Below are 16,919 nucleotides of genomic sequence, written 5' to 3' on the forward strand. Positions count from 1 at the left end.
GGTCTGACCTTCACCTTCACAAACCAATCACAGCCCACAACCTGACACCCAGGAGCAAAGTTAACCCACAGATGCCAGAGTCCCAAGTACAGGTTTTACTTTTGTATTCAATTTAACTGAGCCTCGGCGCGTTCGCCTCTCTTGTTGCCGCATACATCGCCCCAAATCCAAAACTCACCCCATCCAATTCACCCAATCGGGAGCCTGTGCCACCAACTGCTCAAGCATCTGCGGCTCTTGCTCATCAATTGCCACCATCACCCCCCAACGCTCATCACTTGTGAGGGTGGAAAGAAATTCTTTGACTACTCCCACACCATCCTTCACTCGTTCCATGACCAACGCAGCATAAGACTTAATCTGCTGCCACCAAGAGTCAGTGGAGTTTTCCTGTCCGCCCATATCCTGATTACTGGGGAGTGGTGTTGTGCCAGCAACTTGAGTTTGTATATCTATATTACTAGTGACTGACACCAACTCCCGATTTAACCACTGCTGGAAAATTACATCACGTCCATCATCAGCCCCAACAAACTTATAGACACTCTCCCGATGACCTCGTGGCCCCAACCGTCCCACATACGACAGCCGCAAGTCGATTTTGCCGAGTAACTTCTGAGCGATCGCAATAGGAGTTAGCTTCTCCGAAATAGTCACATTCAAGCAAGTCTTGATAAGATAACGATTCTCCAGTGCCACCCGCTTCAACTGCTGCATTTCCACATCCGAAGAACGCAACTTCTCCCCAGGCTTGAGCAATTCCAACAAATTCAGTTTTTCAAGCAACAGCACCGACGACAACATCTGACCCTTGTTAAAGTCAGGCTTCCATATCGCCTTCTCCCCAGTTTCAGCTTGTGCCTTAGCCCGTCTGCTGTCTCGTCCCTTCAAGAACTCGCGCCCTAACGTCAGATAATAGTGCAGCCTTAGCTGTGGATACCAACCATCATCATCTTTTTCCACCAAATCCGGTGTTACCTCGACTTCATAACGCCGGGACAACTCAGCCTTACGCTGCTGATGACGTTCGGCTGGAGTTTTCGAGCGTTGGTTTTGCAACTTCTTGAGTTGAGCATCAGTTATGTCATCACTGGCAGCGATCGCCTGACGTTCCAACGCATACAATTGGTTAGATGCGGACTGAACCTCTTTGAATATCTCCCCGTTATCCTCACCATCCTCCGTATTAATTATCGTATACCCATCCGCGACTAACCCCCGCACAACAGACTCACGATAGTCCCGCATCTCGACGTTGATGACGCAGGCTTTTTTACCCCAGGTTTGCAAAGATTCGGGCTGAAAGTTTTGGTCAATGAAACTGTAATCCTGATTATCTGCCGCCGACAACAGCGCAATGTTAGCCTGGGTCGCAACGTGTTGACTCCTGAGTAACCCCCCGATGGATGTTGAACCATTGCCCACAGTACCCATACCGTAGCGACTGACCCAGATGTGACGGTCAACAGTTTCTCGTAGCCGTGCCAACATTTGTCTGACAGAGTTCACAGGCTGCACACCCTGGAATATCCCCCAAACTCCATCGAAATGACCCTTGATATCGATAGAAACCCCAGTTTCTAGACTAGGTGAGGCAATGACTAAATCGTACTGGGTGAGAATCTGGTTGAGATGAGAAATACATCCATAAGCTGGGTGCGTCTTGTCTAGCACAGAATCGCTATCAATCCGCAAAATGCGTAGGTGGGGAAATTTGCGGCGGAACCGTTCTTCTAATGCCTGAGTCCCCCACTTTGATTTAGCCTTTTGAGCAGAACAGCATAATAAATGATGTCCCCCTTTGGCAATCGCTTTATCTAACGCTGCAATCAAATTCTTGGGATTACTGCCAGAGTAGTTGTAACATTTGCCAGACACCGACTGGTAATTGTTGATAATGACAAAAGGATTTACATTATATTCTCCTGCCAAAGAAAGAACATACTTAACATCGGTATCCGACACATCAGCCGAAGACAAGTAGATTTTTCCCAGCTCACTGCTCAGAACATTCTGAACTAGCTGCTTGAGGTTCTTGAGAATTGACACACGACGCTTCTGCACATCGGTAGTAGAGTTGAGCAAATGCCAGAACACTTGGTCGCACTCATCAATAATGACGACATCGTTAGACCAGTCCTCTGGGTCAAATCGGGCTTGACTATCTTTGTGCAACGAGTCTACACATACACCATAGCCGAGTAAACCCCCAGTGTCAGATGTGTAGATTTCGCTGACGTAATCTACGCCGAAGCGATCGCACAAAGCCTCACCCAATTGAATGCGGTGAGTGATGATGAGTACCCGCCGTCCCTGCTCATGAGCTTTAGCCACCTCATGAGTTAACCATTCGGTTTTACCAGTTCCCTTTGGTGCTTTGAGGACGATGAGCTTTTCGCCTACGGGAGCAATCAGCCCACCTAAGAACCGTTGGTTCATTGCGATCGCTGGAGGATAGGTTAACAATGTGAATAATTTGATTTCCCATAGACTTAAAGCTTCGGCTGTATTATAAAGTGCATGAAATGCCGCTTGACCTTGCGCGGCGACAAAATCATCAACGCCTTTGTCTGGCCCTGGAAGGTCAATAACTCGCAGTTCACAGCCTTCATTCACAAACAACCGACCCATGCGGCTGATTGCGGTTCGCACTCGTTGGACTGTTTCGGGCTTGGTGTCGTGGTCAAAGCAGATGTTAACCTGTCTCCCCTGTGTAGCAAAATGCTTCAGTTCTGGGATGAGCGATGGTTTACCGATGATGTTGCCGTAGTCATCTTGCAATGTGCGATACCCTGCGTTGACCCCAGGAATAGCGATCGCCGCATAACCCGCACTCAACAAACAACCCGCTTTCTTTACCCCTTCAACAATTGTCACTGACACATTATTTTTCCAAACCCAGTACCAAAATCCCCAAGGGTGCATTAAGTCTTCATCAGTGATGGGGATACCAGAACGATTGGAGACTCTCGCCCAAATCTTCTTTGTGACGTTCAAGAAGAAGGCTCGGATTTGTTCTCGGTAAGGATTTTCGTACTTGATGAACTTGTGGAACTTCTGGGTATCTCGGCGGGGCTTATCTGGTTTAAAACAGCCCCACATCATCTGCATATAGTCGTTAAGAGGGTCAATGCCATTGCACCACCAGCCACCGAGTTCGATGTGTTGGTACTTATTCAAGTCTCTATCCCGAAGTCGTCCGTCGTTACGGCGAGAGATATTGTCGCTGTAGAGCAAATATTCGTATGGTGTTGTACCGCATAACGAACGCACATTCAGCAAAATTAATTCTTCGTCTACACCACTGTTAAGCCATTCTTGTAAATGATGAGGTTCGAGATTAGTTGTGTTTGCGTGCATAATTTCTCCGTAAGTGCATAGGAAACTAAGCGGTATGACTTTATACCGCTTAAGAAGGTTTAAAAAACAGTCAGTAGATTGAGAAAAGTGTTAAATCAGCAGTTCCAACGTGTGTGATGAATATCGAGGTTGTATGAATGAGAGCAAAATCTTTAACAGTACTCATGTACTAATATTTCGAGTTACTCTAACCTGTAGCGCAGATTTAAACAATCTAACTAAGGGCAAGTATTCTCATCAATTAGGGTATTAAAGCCAGAAAGCATTGTGAGGTAATGGTTTGAGAAATTACAGTTTCTACTTAACCAAGCAATTAACCCTCATACGACTTGATAAGTGTCTATCATTAGGCTGATGCAGAAAATCTTGTTTTAGGATTTTTTGGTCTTATCTTTCACCCCCTATGTGTAGTCGAAAGGTAAGATTGATACGTGTGCTAACAACCTTGTTTGTCTTCGGTACTTGGTGCAGATGCGTTGACGGTAATGTGGGGGCTGATCCAGGAAATAAGTTGAGTTGTTGCATAGTATGTTTCTCCTGAGTTTGGGTCATTGCAACGGGCGTATTTGGTGAGATTGTTGAAAATTATGTAAACGATGCGGGATTTTGCTAGCACTGGGTGAAAAATATAAAAACCTAGTTTTCCTTCTCTGGCGATCACCAATTCTTGTGCGGTTGCTTTTTACTGTTTGATCAGTTTCATTCGCTTTTGACGAGCGAAAGCGCCAGCCTGCCGTAGCGCAACAGTAGGGTTCGGGTGAGCAAAGAACTCCTCAACTGCCGCCTTCAGTCTTTCAACCGAATAAAATCAATACCGTTCCACAAGCTGCAATGCTTGGTTTTTCGTTACTTAACTTCGTTAGTAATCGCAGATGTAATATAGAAACAAGAAATGGTAGTGCCATTGGTAAAATCATTCAAAAGTTAGATTTATTGGGCTAATATTTCTCTTTGTTTAGACTAACTTGTAGTATTATGTAATATGTTTGGAAGAGTGATCAATTTTTAACAATTCTCCTAATTAATTGAGCCGCCATCAGACAAATCTTTCATCCTTGGCTGAACTAAAAAAAAGAAGTATTTATGCAAATTACTGCTTCAGCGATTTCACTCAATGTGGATGATGTCACAGCATCGGCCAACTTCTTTGAGCAACATTTTGGCTTCAGTAAAGAAATGGCCGCCGAGGGTTTTGTTTCTCTCTCCAGAGCAGATGCTGGCTTTAACCTAATTTTTCTCCAGACTGGGCTGAAAAGTTTCAAACCTATCCACATGCGCGGACATCGAGCTGATGGTCTACTGATTGTTTTTGTGGTGAATGACATTGAGCGGGAATACCTGCGTCTTCAATCAGTTGGTGTGACAATTACAACTCCTATCGAGACTGAAGATTGGGGTGAACGTTTCTTCCAAGTCGCAGACCCAAACGGTGTCGTGATTCAACTTGTTCAATGGATCACCGAAAATGTGGAAACAACAGTATGAATTATACCCCTGTGCCTGAGATGAACATTAACCTTCGCCCTGCTACCTCCACTGATTTGGAGATGCTGCGAAATTGGGATGAGCAACCTCATGTAATTGGCTCAGATCCTAACGATGACTGGGGTTGGGAGGTAGAACTTAACCTCACTCCTGATTGGAGGGAGCAATTAATTGCTGAAATTGATGGTCGCCCCATCGGATTTATCCAGATCATCGATCCGCTACTTGAGGATAGTCACTACTGGGGTGATGTTAAGCCAAATCTCCGTGCTATTGATATTTGGATTGGGGAAGATACTGATTTAGGTAAAGGCTATGGAACCCAAATGATGCGCCTTGCACTTGCTCGATGTTTTGCCTTGGAGCAAGTCACGGCTGTACTGGTTGACCCACTTGCCACTAATACTCGCGTTCATCGCTTTTATGAACGTCTTGGCTTTCAATTTGTTGAGCCACGAAGGTTTGGCGACGATGACTGTTTTGTTTATTGCCTGAACCGAGCAGATTGGCATCCAAAAAACACGATCGCATCGCGGTAGCGGCAGCTGGTGAGCAATCGCTATTGATAACAAAGAAGTAGCTGTATAAGTTGCTCCCGAAGCTTTTTATCTTGAATAACTTGAGCCACAACTAAAGCTTGATTATAGTCTCCTGTTTTCGCTTTTAATAAAGCGATTTTTTCTAAAGAACTAGCTCTATCTCCATCATCATCTACAACTGTAATATCTGGTGGATTGCCAAAAGTTAACACCCTTGATTCTGGATCAGGAATAGTTTTAGCTGCGGCAAAAGCTAAGTCTGAAACTTGTTTTGCTGTCGGGATTTTTTGAGAGCGAAGATAGGTTTCTGCGATATTGATCAACCCTCTAGTTTTATTTTCAGGATTTTTGGTATTTTTAGATAGTATATTGACAATCTCACTAGCATCCTCACTATTTTCGATAACTAATTTAGCCAACTCTGGCAGCCTATAATCTCGTGTTGTTGTGGGTATAGCCTTTATAACCTGTAAGGCAGCATTATATTGTTTAGCTGCTATAAAAGGCTCGGAAATTCTTAATAAAATATTCTCACGCACTGAAGAGTCTTTTTCAGTTTGAACTGCTTGTATTGCTTCAGTTAACAATTTATTAGCTTGGGGTTGATTGCCAATTTTAATAAATGCCTGTGCAACACTTGCTAAAGCAAAAGCACGCTGTTGTGGTTGTAATTTTCTTGCCTCAGCAGTTGCTTGATTTAATAGTTTATCTGTTTGTGCAGTTTTACCAGATGCAGTGGCAACTAAAGCAAGTGTCTCCACTTTATAAGGTGAATTACTAGAATTATTAATTTGCCTAATTATAGATAAAGCACGTTCTAGTTGCTTGTTTTGGGCATAACCATAAGCGACTTTCTGTAATAATCGATTGCGCTGGTCAATATCGGCTTTATCTAAACTTTGAGCAATCTGCAATGGTAATTCAAGATTTCCCGCCTGAATTGCCGCGTCCCCAATTCGCGAAAACCATTCTTCTCTACCAATAAAGTCATTACGCTTTGTTTTATTTACTAAGTCAAAAGCGAGTTTATATTGCTTTTCAGCTAAAGAATTTACCAAAATATTTTGCAAAAACCCGACATTATCTATAGCCTCTGGAGTTTGAATTAAAGGAGTAAGTTCAGCGATAATTTGCTCAACTTTTTGTATTTGTCCTGCTTTACTGTATTCGTTGACAATTATACCTAAAGTTAGGGCTTTTTGTTCTACATTTTGTAGTTTTTGTGCTGCTTTATAAGCGGCATCTCGCTGTCCGCCTTTAGCATATGTTTGAATTAATGGTGCTTGAAGATAAACTGCATTACTATCACTACTAGTTGCTTGCAGTGCTGCGGCAAACGTTTGGTCTGCTAGCTGCTGTTGACCCTTATTCGCAGCCGCAAGGGCAATTTCTACAAAGCCTCTAGCTTTAAATTCTGGTGTTTCGATATTTTGTGCTAATTTTTGGGCTGCTTCTAGTTGGTTTGTTTGAGTTAACTGCTTGACAACTTCAAATCTAATTTTAGAACGATAATAAGTATCTGATATTGCCGGAATTAGTTGTAAAGCACGTTCAGTTTTACCTAATTGAGCGTAAGTAACAGCAATAGGTTCTAATACCAAAACTCGACGAATTGGCTCTTTAGGCTGAATTTGTTGAGCAAATTGAAGCGATTGCGCCAAAATTTGTTCTGCTTGTGCTGTTTGTTTGAGCGCTAAATATTCTTGAGCAATGGGAGTTAAGGCTTTAGTTTGAAATTCTGCACCTTTAACAGACTGACTAGCGGCTAATGCTTGTGTCAGCAAAGATAAAGCTTGCTGTTGTTCACCAATTATCCGATGATAATTGGCTATTCTAGTTAAACTTTGAGTTTTTGCAACACTGTAACTACTATTCAAACTCTGGGCTAAACTTGTTACTGATGTCAATAATTGACGAAACTGTGGTTTTTGGCTAAGTTCAATTTGTTGCGCTAATCTTCCTAAGAGTGACTCTTGGGGTAGGTAACTATCAACAAGCTGACTGAGAAAAGTTCTTGTGACTGTAGAATTTTTGGCTTTTAGAGCAATTTGTATGGCTTGGTTAATACGCCCAATGGCTTGCTCATTTCTACCAGCAGGAATATCTTGTTCAAAATCCGACACGAGTATATTAATTTGAATTTGAGTATTTTGCTGCTGCTGTTGTTGGCAAGTGTTTGTTTGGGCTAATGTTGGGGATAAAAAAGTGAGACTAACAGTATCTAACAAAGTTAAAAGTGATACGGTTAAAATGAAAACCTGGGAATAAGATTTTTGCATACAAAAAATTTTACCGCTTTAGTTAAGTCTCCTTGTTGTTATACAAAATACCTTGCGGTTATTACGCAAAAAATAAGAATATTTGTTGAGCAAAATCTTTTATTAATGAGATGGCTGAAATTTCAAAATTTCTTGCGCCCTATATTTTAGGGATAATATTTTGACAGACAGCACACCCCCATCCCAGAGATGAAAACCTGCGCTACTGGAAAATTTCCCATTTTCATGCAACAACGCCTTGTGATTGTGCTAAAGATTAAAAGCTATCATTTACTCTGGTGCCGTGTGAGTAAAGTCTCAACCAAGCATTGTGCTGTTTTCAACCGCTCAGGATCATTGGACTGTGCAACCCAAGCAGCTAACTCATTTAGCGAACCATTAACTATATGAGCAAAACCCTCTGCATCGATTGTATTTAACTTGCCCTCATCCACAGCTATCTGGATTGACTTTCGGAGCAAACCAAAACCATATTGATCAATTTCAACTAGATCGTCTGCTGCTAAAACGGCTGGAGCCTCAATAAACACCAAACGCCGCAGCTCCTCTTGTTGAGCGATTTCTAGAAATGCCTGACAGCCAATGATTAACTGCTGCCAATTATCATCAAGCGGTCGGATTTTAGTTTGGATGTAGTCTGTTATTTCGCTATAGGCTTCAACAATGACTGCTTTAAAAACCCCAAGCTTATCGTTGAATTGGTGATACAAAGCCCCCCGTGTAATCCCTAATTCACTGATGATTTCCTCGGTTCCTGTAGCGGCATACCCTTTTGTTGCAAATAAGTGACGCGCTTGCTCAAGAATGGCACGTCGAGTTCGTCGAGTTTGTTCAGCTTTGGTCAACTTAGTAGGCATGATGAATCACTCAAATGTAACATTCAGACAGTATGTATCTTGACAAAAAAGAGAATTTTCCTCTATTTTGAGATACATACAGATTGTATCTTTTATAGAGGATCTCCTCAAAGGAGCTTTAATGTCAACCACGCTAAACACCCGCAAAGCAACAAATGCCGATATTCCATTCCTTGCCAGAATTGAGTATGAGGCTTCTTTGCCGCCGTTGAATCACTGCTTTTGGGAAAATCTGTTGGATGGTACTGGAACCACTGCCTTGCAGTTTATTGAGGCAGAACTGAGGACAGATGCTTCTAATTGGGGTAACGTAGCAGATTTTCTGATTTTGGAGGTTGAGGGCAAACCCGTTGCAGCCGCAGCAGGCTATGTGCCTGCTACGGAAGACTACTGCCCATTACGTCTGTCTCGTCTAGAGGCGATCGCCCACGAGTTGAAGTGGTCTAGGGAAAACTTAACCACTTTTCATGATCGTTATATGGCGCTTTGGGGAGGTGATTTGCGACCAATTTTTTTAACACCCCAAGCAACCTGGATTATTGAAAATGTTGCCGTGTTACCATTCGCGCGGGGGCAAGGCTTTGGCAAAGTGTTACTCAGAGCCTTGCTAGAGGAGGGGCGATCGCATCAGCATAAATTTGCAGGAATTATGGTGATCAATGGCAATGAAGTAGCTCGCCATACCTACGAATCCATTGGGTTTAAACCTTATCAAACCTTTCACGCGGATTACTTCTCGGAACAATTTAATATTGAGTTTCCGGGAGTTACAAAATTTGGTCTGCGCCTCAATTAGATAGGAGAACAGCAATGTCTTTTAAGACAATTCTGGTAGCAGGTGCAAGTCGCGGCATTGGACTTGCGGTTGCAGAACATTTCATAGACCAATGCGCTCGCCTATTAGCGGTGTCTCGTACAGAGGCTCCGGTTGGTGAATGGGTGCAGGCAGATTTGTCTGATTTGGCAGGGATAGAAACGGTTGTCACAGCGATTAGGGATGATTCTTTAGATGCTTTACTATATATGGGTGGAACCTGGGAAACCTATGCTTTTACCTCTCAGTATTGCTTTGAATCTTGTTCTGATGAGGATATTGTCCGAGTGATTGCAGTCAATTTGGTAGCGCCAATTCGGTTGGTGAAGGCGTTATTGCCTGCCTTGCGAAGATCAGACAATCCGAAAATCATTTTCATGGGGGCGCTCTCAGGTCGAGATAATTTCCCAGGGAGGGAAGTTGCCAATAGTGCATCTAAGTTTGGACTGCGGGGAGTAGTACATTCTTTACGAGAGGAGTTGCGATCGCAGCAAATTGGTGTGACTGTGATTAACCCTGGCAATGTTGGTACACCCGAAGTTTTGGCAGATATCGCAGCAGAGAATCTAACGGGTAGTGAAGCGATGCCTCTAAGCGATCTTGTTCGCATTATTGACTGTATTCTCTCCTTATCACGAGCTACTTGTATTAAAGAAATTGACGTACCTGCAATGTTAGGTAAGGGAGCTTAATTTGTTCAATGATTTGTGCAATTTCAATCTGTAACATAGTTTTCGTTATGTAATGGAAGAACAATGGAAAATCTGTTGAGGCTGGTGGAGAAATTCAGACCCTCACCCGCACCAAGTCTTCTTCTCGCACCAAAGAAAAGCGATTGGTCGTAATGAGTGGTTGTTCAAAAGTAGGTGATGCCAACTCCACCAGATAAAACCAGGACTTTTCGATTAACTCAATCCCCAGAATTAACCGTTGTTTTGTGCCGCGATCGCCAAATTGCAACAGTACACGCTCTCCCAAAACGAAAGAAGGTTTTTTCAAAATCCTGGGTTGTATATTACCAGTGGCGATAATTTGATGTTTTGTGGCGTAGATGAAGTCGTTTTTGATCTCGATAATGTAATTCCAGCAATCGCCATACCAATGCACTCCAAAGCAGTAGCCAAATGTTCTATCAGTTTTGAAGTAGACTTTTTCAGATAAATTGATTTCAACCGGAGGGATTTCTTGACCCCAAGGCGGGGATAAATACCAACACTTTTCCAACTCGGTGATTGCTTCCATTACGCTTTCCCTTTCAAAAGATAATCAATAGCTGCTGTATCCAAGCTGGCAATGCGTTTTCTGATTTGCTGCGGCGGGTTCTCTAAAAACTCTTTTAGATGGACTACCCTTATTTCGTAATGCTTTGGAAAACGCTTGTTTGCCTTAAGCCAGCCCCGGTTAATCCATAACCGAACTGTTGATAAATTCAACGAAAGAACACTGGCGATTTGATGACAGTTGTAGTTATGTGAGTCGGCTATTTGTTTACTCATAAGCATCTACCCGTTTTGCGTAATAATCTGTGCGCTGATGGATACAAAATCGACTTGAGCAATATTAAAATCAGTCTGCATTTGACCAGTGTTGTATCTAACGACTATTTCCTGTCTAATTGCTTCTTGAGTTAATCCATCGGGAATATCGACGTGAGCTTCACTTATAATTTGCTCAACAACCGTAACTATGACTTTCATGGTTGAATATGTGTACTTAATAAATGGGAATAGGAGCCATAATCTTGTTGATTTATGACTCCTGTAAATGTCTCTAAGCAGATCCAGTCTGAGCCGCTTGTAGCTGCTGCATCCATTGATTAATTGCTGTTAATTCATCATCCCCATCAGTAACTAAATTAACCACCTGCTGCTGATATGAAGTTTCAGCTTGATTAGGATTCTCAATATAGTTAGCAGCCCAGGCGAGACACATATTTTTGACGAGAGCATCCACTTTACTTACAGGTAATTGGCTTGGGCTAGTTGCGTCTTGAAACTGCAAATACTCCTTGACTAAATCAAGTGGATAATCTAACAAAGTGCGAATATATTTCACCCGTAAATCTTGGGGATGCGGGGGCTGTTCTGGTGATAACCCAACAGATGAAGATATGCCACCCAAACGAGACTGTATATCAGCAATGAGTGATGCCCAGTCAGCACTAGGGTTCCATTCACGGCGTATTCTGACTTTGGTAGCCGCATCATATAATCGGCAGAAAACGACGTTCTCGTCTCCGGCTGTAGCAGCAATAATCAGAGGTTTAGAGAAGTCATAAACTTGAGATGCTGAGAGTAAAAATGTTTTGGCAAAGTTCGTTTCTATGCCAGTGCGAATAATGTAAACTTCATCAGCAGCGACGACAATATCTAACTTCATATTGTCCTTACCTTTGAACTCTTTTGCTGTTACTCGCAGTTCTGACAAGTAACCAGTTAATCCTTTTTGCTGTACAGGAATGGTTTTATCTTTCTCGATATCGTAGTGATACCACAAGTACGATTCCCCACTTGATTCCCCATTTTTGACGTATAGATAAATGGGTTCAGGAGGGTTACAAAGCCCTAACTTAATTTCGTTATTCATTCTTAACCTCGAAGTTTTTTGCAGCGTGCAATAATAGAAATCTTTTCGGAAGATGCTACTTATATAGATTGGCCATCGCCTGGAGAATAGCACTCATTCAGGCGATCGCTTTTTCCTAATTCGCTTCCTTTGATACAGCAGATAACTGTTGACTGCTCTCTAGCTCATCTTTGATATATGACAGTGCAGTTTGAGCATCACCAATGGTTAAATCTGGGTAATATTCCAGCTTGATAAAATCAGGATGTTTCTCAATTTGGGATAGTAAGTATTGAGTGACACCGATTAAATCAATTAGCTTGACTTCACCTTTGCTCATGACACTATCTCCTAAAACTTGTTTTTGTTGATAATCAAAAGTCAGGAACCAAAAGGTCAATGATTTTTAATTGCTTTGGCTCCTGAATATTCCTTATGATTCATCGATAATTTGCAGCAGAAAACCACAGCCCGTATTCTGAACTTTCACCAAATTCTTATCCAACAAAGACTGAATAACACCTGAAGAGAAGCCCAGAGTATGCAAAGGTGCAGATCCGCCACGACAGCGCAGAGAATATAACAAATTTGCAGCAGTCAAATCATTACTGTTCTTCTTTGGTCTAGCCATTACTGCCTCCTGTAATTGCTGCTAATTGCTGTTGCAGAATTATGATTTGTAGTTGGTGTTGTTCAAGTTCTGCTGTGATTTGTGCAAGTAATTCTTGTGTTGAAAGTGGCTTAAGTTGCGATTCTTGGTAGTAGAATATGTCTTCAGACTGCTTATCTCGCATAAGGGCGTAACGCCATCCGTGACCGTATTGATAAGCCAACTGAGTGTCAGCAGGATAATATTCGAGTCCGAGAATGACTCCTTGCTGTGTGCGTTGACCAAAGATAAAGCGAGGATAATCCCAGTGTTTTGGGATTGATATCGTGGGTTGCATGATGAATTGATGAGTGAAGCGGTTGGTAGACTTTTAAGAAAAATCTGCTAAAGACGATTTCAAGACGAAGGGTTATATTGAACCCGTTCAGCTTCATTTAACTTAGTGGGCAATATTGCAATACTGCCCACTAATTCCCTTAAGCCGCAACCAATTCTCGTACTGGCTCAGATTCCATCATCAGCAGCCATTCTTCTTCACTGAGTTGGTCGAATGGTTTATCTAAAAGTTCGTCCCAATCGACAACTTCACCCTGCAACAGTGAGTTTACCCCAGCGATCGCCGACTCACACGCCGCCTTCTGCTGCCCAACTGAAGAAGCCCGGATGACCCACCAATTGCCATCAGTAAAGCCGACTTCGCCTAATTTTTCGCCATCACGGGTATAAATCCCATCATCGAGCAGTTCCAATCCATGTTGCTCACACGCATCGAAAATCTGCGTCATGATTTCGTTACCAGTCGTGCATGGTTCTTCTTGTCTCTGCACTGGTAACATACCTTGCTGATAAGCTTGCTTGACGTAGCTGTGACATTTGGCAGGGGTCGTATCGCGGAATATCTCAACGTTATTGACCACAACTCGCCAGTACAAATCGGCATGGTTATCATTGTCGAACTCAACGCTGGCTACTAATTCGCTATTAGCGATTAGTTCTTGGTCGTAGAAGGAGATTTCTGCAACGGTAGGAACTTCAGGATATTCTTCTGGTGCTGGTAATGGGGTTGGGAGTGAGCCATCTTTGTGATGCCATTCTACGTAACGCAGGCATCGGGCAATGGTATTGTGGCGGAAAATCTCGTTGCCTTGCACCATAACTACCCAGCGTTGTGTGATGAAGTCGCTATAGTCGTAGGTGATATATGCGATTAACTGCTTACCTGCAAAGATTTCAAAGTGCTGGGAGTGGATTTCTACTGTTGTGAGTTCTTCGGATGCTACAGCTTGCGCTTGCTGGTTGATGTGCTGCTGTAGTTCAGCTTGGGCTAGGGTTTTTTCGCTGACGGGTTGCTGTCTATGTGCAATGTAAGTCATAATTATTTAACTCCGTTATGGATGAAAGCGATCGCAAAGTTTCTCAGGCAGCGCGGTCGCTTTTGATTTTTTAGAACAACGTTGTGGGGGAGCCACAACGCGCTCACAAAGCTTTGGCGTAGCCATCAACAAAAAAGTAAACTTAATGGCATTTGAGGATGCTCAAGACAAGCACAGATAGTTGCAGTAGTGGAATGTTGATGACTTGTGTTTACTATTAAATGTCTTGAGCAGATACAGTTTTGTAGGTTCTGTGAGGTTTAGAATTACCTCATATATATAATGTACACAATGTTATCCCACTTGTCAATACAATGGGATAACAAATAAAGTTACTTGGGATTACACTTGTTATTACAAGACTTTGGCTGATAGCGTTAAACAATAGACGAGGAACAAACTATGAGTGAGACAAGACTAAATATCAGGATTTCGCCTGAAAAGAAAGATGCTTTTTATGAGAAGGTCAAGCAAGAGGGCAAAAACGCTACTGATGTCCTGATTGAGCTAATTGACCAGTATTTGGGAAATAAAGTTGAATCCAATGATATTGTTGAGCTAAGACAAAGGGTAGCAAAATTGGAAGAGCTAGTGCTGGGGGAAACCGCCGCCTGAGAGAAGACAATGATTCTCTCAGGCAGTTGTTAGAAAAACTAAAAGAGATGCTCAAGGAAAAACCCGCCAACCATTAGGCGGGTTTACTGCTTTTTATGTATTGTGTCTGTTGTGATAATACTGTGTTACTATTTGGGATAACAAGGTTCTCCTTGTGAAAGTAATTTACTCTTACTTGGGAGTATTCTATGTGTGCCAAGGGTGACAGCAATTAAAGCAAGGCATATTGTCAGTGGCTTAATATTTTTTCTTCGCATTCGACAATATGCCCTTTGTTGTTTGAAATCATCCAGAAAATTCAAACCCAAGAGCGCCTGCCTCGAAAACACCGCTCTTGGGTAAGTTTCACAAACCACACAGTTTATGATCAACCAAACAATACCAAATTTTTTTGCACTCTGCACAGAGCTAAGTTTAGCTATTGAAACTCATATAGCTCTGTTAGGTAAAAGCATTATTACTTGTTGTGTTGAAGCAAAGTTAAGGCGACAAGCATTTTTCACCACCTCTTTTACGTATTACAAGAGGAGAAAAAGGGAGCAACGCGATTTGGTGAGGTGGGATCAAAAACCAGCGATCGCTAACAACTTTCTTCAGTACTAAAAAATATTTCTTATATTAGAAGCCGTATTAATACGTAAGCTATCAACCAATTTCAAGTCTGGTGATGTGTGCAAAAATTTATAAAGGTCAAAAACAAGGTAGGATTCCGGTTAAGTAATCTTTCCAGAGTTTTAACGTCTACCTTTTATGGCAAAAAATATAAGTGCAACTCTTGATTTAAACAAGTCAGTTAAAAGTTTTCACTTACAGGTCACAAAACTTTTAGAATTTACAAATATCACAGAGTGGGATGGAAAAAAGCTGAGAGAACGAGAAAAAGAAATTAGAGAACAGGCAATGATTTTAGCAGGTCAATGTATAGCTGTTTTATTATATAATCTTTCCGTATCCCCAAAAATCCTAAACTATTCTGTTAGTCAAACACAGGGATGGAGAAATTTAAATACACAAAAACATGGTTCTAAAAAGCGAAAAATAGTAACAATTGGAAACGTCGAAGTAACTTTAACTTTACCTTATGTACTTGAACGGAATCCCACAAGTAAAGAATCTGATAATCCTCTGCTCAATGAGCCAAAAATAAAAACTTCAAATCAAGGATTTTGTCCGTTTTTAAAGTGGCTAGGGATGTCTGAAGGTATTACCCCTCTAGTCTGGTCAATAATCGCAAAATATGGTGCGATCGCTAGTTCTTTCGATGCAGCACGTTCGACGCTAACGGATTGGGGAATAAATGTTAGTTTAAAACGAATCGAACGCCTGACTTACCTTTTTGGTGAAATTGGTATTAATCTACGCCAATCAAAAATATTAAATCTGGAGATGAACCACTTATCTAATAGTAATGTTCTCAAAGGCCAACGAGTTGTAATCGCTGTAGATGGTGGAAGAACTAAAATTAGGTTTAATAAAAAAGGTAGACGCAGTAAGAAAACAAACCGTCATGGCTTTGTTGGTGAATGGATGGAGCCAAAGTTACTAACAATTTATGTAGTAAATGAAGAAGGTAAAAAAATTAGGACATCGACAATACCTATTACGAATGATGGCACATATTCAGGTTATAAAGAATTCCTCAAAATTTTAGAGATGTATTTAGTAAATTTGGGTATAAGTGAAGCCAAGCAGGTGTTATTGATTGCTGATGGTGCAGAGTGGATATGGATACACATTCCTCTTTTACTAAAAAAATTAAAATGCCCACTTGAAACTTATCAATTATTAGACTTTTATCACGCAGCATCACATTTACAAGATTTTGCTGATGCCGCTTTTAGTACAGATAATGAGCGTCAATCCTGGTTTAAAAAATCTCGGAAAATTTTAAAGAAAGGTCAGGCACTAGATTTAATGAGAAATATGGGTGAATTTATTTCCGAGGCAACAGGAGAGCGCTGTAAAATTATGGTAAGAGAGCGAAATTATATTTTAAAAGCGTATAGAAGGAGGCTTTTAAAATATAACGAAGTTGCAGCTCGAAAATTACCTCTCGGTAGTGGTGCAGTTGAAAGTTTAATTCGTCAAGTTGTTAATTTACGCATGAAAGGAAACAGTAAGTTTTGGTTACAAAATAATGCAGAAATTATGTTACATCTGCGTTGTCAATGGATAGCTAAAAGTTGGGATAATTTTTGTGATTCTATCTTTAATTCTTTTATCAAACCCCAAACTGGTTGATAAATTTTATACTTTAATTCTGCCTTCAATTTATTTTCTGCCGTAATTGATACTAAGTATCAAAGACTTGTTGCAGAGATTTTTGGAAATAATCCTCAAATGACTTGCTAGCAATCTTTTTGAGATATCTCATCAAGATGATTTTTCGTGTAAATCAATATTTTATTTGTAAATAAAATCA

The 16,919-nt window shown here is 41.5% G+C and carries 19 protein-coding genes; 7 read left to right on the forward strand and 12 right to left on the reverse strand.

Annotation, left to right across the window (positions count from 1 at the left end; genetic code table 11):
- Positions 1–174 precede the first annotated feature (174 nt).
- Positions 175–3,360, reverse strand: coding sequence for a plasmid replication protein, CyRepA1 family (locus tag NSMS1_RS32780; RefSeq protein ID WP_224095911.1), 3,186 nt, complete (start codon positions 3,358–3,360; stop codon positions 175–177).
- Positions 3,361–3,796: 436 nt separating this feature from the next.
- Entirely contained in the window at positions 3,797–4,024 is a 228-nt protein-coding gene (locus NSMS1_RS32785) for a hypothetical protein (RefSeq protein WP_224095912.1), read from the reverse strand.
- 419 nt (positions 4,025–4,443) lie between these two features.
- Between NSMS1_RS32785 and NSMS1_RS32790 the strand changes: the two genes are divergently transcribed.
- Positions 4,444–4,845, forward strand: a complete 402-nt coding sequence (locus NSMS1_RS32790) for a VOC family protein (protein WP_224095913.1) — start codon at positions 4,444–4,446, stop codon at positions 4,843–4,845.
- Positions 4,842–5,384, forward strand: coding sequence for a GNAT family N-acetyltransferase (locus tag NSMS1_RS32795; protein WP_224095914.1), 543 nt, complete (start codon positions 4,842–4,844; stop codon positions 5,382–5,384). The genes NSMS1_RS32790 and NSMS1_RS32795 overlap by 4 nt, the downstream gene beginning before the upstream one ends.
- Positions 5,385–5,404: 20 nt before the next feature.
- Here the strand turns inward: NSMS1_RS32795 and NSMS1_RS32800 are convergent, their stop codons facing one another.
- Positions 5,405–7,663 (reverse strand): tetratricopeptide repeat protein, encoded by a 2,259-nt coding sequence (locus tag NSMS1_RS32800; protein ID WP_224095915.1) that lies wholly within the window; start codon positions 7,661–7,663, stop codon positions 5,405–5,407.
- Positions 7,664–7,929: 266 nt separating this feature from the next.
- Positions 7,930–8,520, reverse strand: coding sequence for a TetR/AcrR family transcriptional regulator (locus tag NSMS1_RS32805; protein WP_224095916.1), 591 nt, complete (start codon positions 8,518–8,520; stop codon positions 7,930–7,932).
- Positions 8,521–8,641: 121 nt separating this feature from the next.
- On the opposite strand from NSMS1_RS32805, the gene NSMS1_RS32810 reads away from it, so the two are divergent.
- Together NSMS1_RS32810 and NSMS1_RS32815 are read left to right on the forward strand one after the other, a co-directional pair.
- Complete coding sequence (locus NSMS1_RS32810) at positions 8,642–9,316, forward strand: GNAT family N-acetyltransferase (protein ID WP_224095917.1); 675 nt, start codon at positions 8,642–8,644, stop codon at positions 9,314–9,316.
- Positions 9,317–9,330: 14 nt separating this feature from the next.
- The gene (locus tag NSMS1_RS32815) at positions 9,331–10,026 is read left to right on the forward strand and encodes an SDR family oxidoreductase (RefSeq protein WP_224095918.1); all 696 of its coding nucleotides are present in this window, start codon (positions 9,331–9,333) and stop codon (positions 10,024–10,026) included.
- Positions 10,027–10,120: 94 nt separating this feature from the next.
- On the opposite strand, the gene NSMS1_RS32820 is transcribed toward NSMS1_RS32815, so the two are convergent.
- The 8 genes from NSMS1_RS32820 to NSMS1_RS32855 all read right to left on the reverse strand — a co-directional run bounded on the left by NSMS1_RS32820 (position 10,121) and on the right by NSMS1_RS32855 (position 13,882).
- Positions 10,121–10,576: a DUF1392 domain-containing protein gene (locus tag NSMS1_RS32820; RefSeq protein ID WP_224095919.1), complete on the reverse strand. Its 456-nt coding sequence runs from the start codon at positions 10,574–10,576 to the stop codon at positions 10,121–10,123.
- On the reverse strand, positions 10,576–10,830 hold the full coding sequence (locus NSMS1_RS32825; RefSeq protein WP_224095920.1) for a hypothetical protein: 255 nt from the start codon (positions 10,828–10,830) through the stop codon (positions 10,576–10,578). The genes NSMS1_RS32820 and NSMS1_RS32825 overlap by 1 nt, the downstream gene beginning before the upstream one ends.
- Positions 10,831–10,836: 6 nt before the next feature.
- Positions 10,837–11,031, reverse strand: a complete 195-nt coding sequence (locus tag NSMS1_RS32830) for a hypothetical protein (RefSeq protein ID WP_224095921.1) — start codon at positions 11,029–11,031, stop codon at positions 10,837–10,839.
- A 73-nt stretch (positions 11,032–11,104) separates the two neighbouring features.
- Entirely contained in the window at positions 11,105–11,920 is an 816-nt protein-coding gene (locus NSMS1_RS32835; RefSeq protein WP_224095922.1) for a hypothetical protein, read from the reverse strand.
- 115 nt (positions 11,921–12,035) lie between these two features.
- A complete protein-coding gene (locus NSMS1_RS32840; protein WP_224095923.1) occupies positions 12,036–12,299 on the reverse strand; it encodes a hypothetical protein in 264 nt (87 codons plus the stop codon).
- A gap of 33 nt (positions 12,300–12,332) precedes the next feature.
- The gene (locus NSMS1_RS32845; protein ID WP_224095924.1) at positions 12,333–12,530 is read right to left on the reverse strand and encodes a hypothetical protein; all 198 of its coding nucleotides are present in this window, start codon (positions 12,528–12,530) and stop codon (positions 12,333–12,335) included.
- On the reverse strand, positions 12,523–12,846 hold the full coding sequence (locus NSMS1_RS32850; protein ID WP_224095925.1) for a hypothetical protein: 324 nt from the start codon (positions 12,844–12,846) through the stop codon (positions 12,523–12,525). The genes NSMS1_RS32845 and NSMS1_RS32850 overlap by 8 nt, the downstream gene beginning before the upstream one ends.
- A gap of 139 nt (positions 12,847–12,985) precedes the next feature.
- Complete coding sequence (locus tag NSMS1_RS32855) at positions 12,986–13,882, reverse strand: hypothetical protein (RefSeq protein ID WP_224095926.1); 897 nt, start codon at positions 13,880–13,882, stop codon at positions 12,986–12,988.
- 402 nt (positions 13,883–14,284) lie between these two features.
- On the opposite strand from NSMS1_RS32855, the gene NSMS1_RS32860 reads away from it, so the two are divergent.
- The 3 genes from NSMS1_RS32860 to NSMS1_RS32870 all read left to right on the forward strand — a co-directional run bounded on the left by NSMS1_RS32860 (position 14,285) and on the right by NSMS1_RS32870 (position 16,738).
- Positions 14,285–14,497 carry a hypothetical protein gene (locus NSMS1_RS32860; RefSeq protein WP_224095927.1) on the forward strand — a complete coding sequence of 71 codons (213 nt, stop codon included), beginning with the start codon at positions 14,285–14,287 and terminating at the stop codon, positions 14,495–14,497.
- 363 nt (positions 14,498–14,860) lie between these two features.
- Positions 14,861–15,100 (forward strand): hypothetical protein, encoded by a 240-nt coding sequence (locus NSMS1_RS32865; protein WP_224095928.1) that lies wholly within the window; start codon positions 14,861–14,863, stop codon positions 15,098–15,100.
- A 147-nt stretch (positions 15,101–15,247) separates the two neighbouring features.
- Positions 15,248–16,738 carry an ISLre2 family transposase gene (locus NSMS1_RS32870; RefSeq protein ID WP_224095587.1) on the forward strand — a complete coding sequence of 497 codons (1,491 nt, stop codon included), beginning with the start codon at positions 15,248–15,250 and terminating at the stop codon, positions 16,736–16,738.
- Positions 16,739–16,919: the final 181 nt, after the last annotated feature.

The sequence above is a fragment of the Nostoc sp. MS1 genome (assembly GCF_019976755.1).
In the GTDB taxonomy this organism is placed as follows: domain Bacteria; phylum Cyanobacteriota; class Cyanobacteriia; order Cyanobacteriales; family Nostocaceae; genus Trichormus.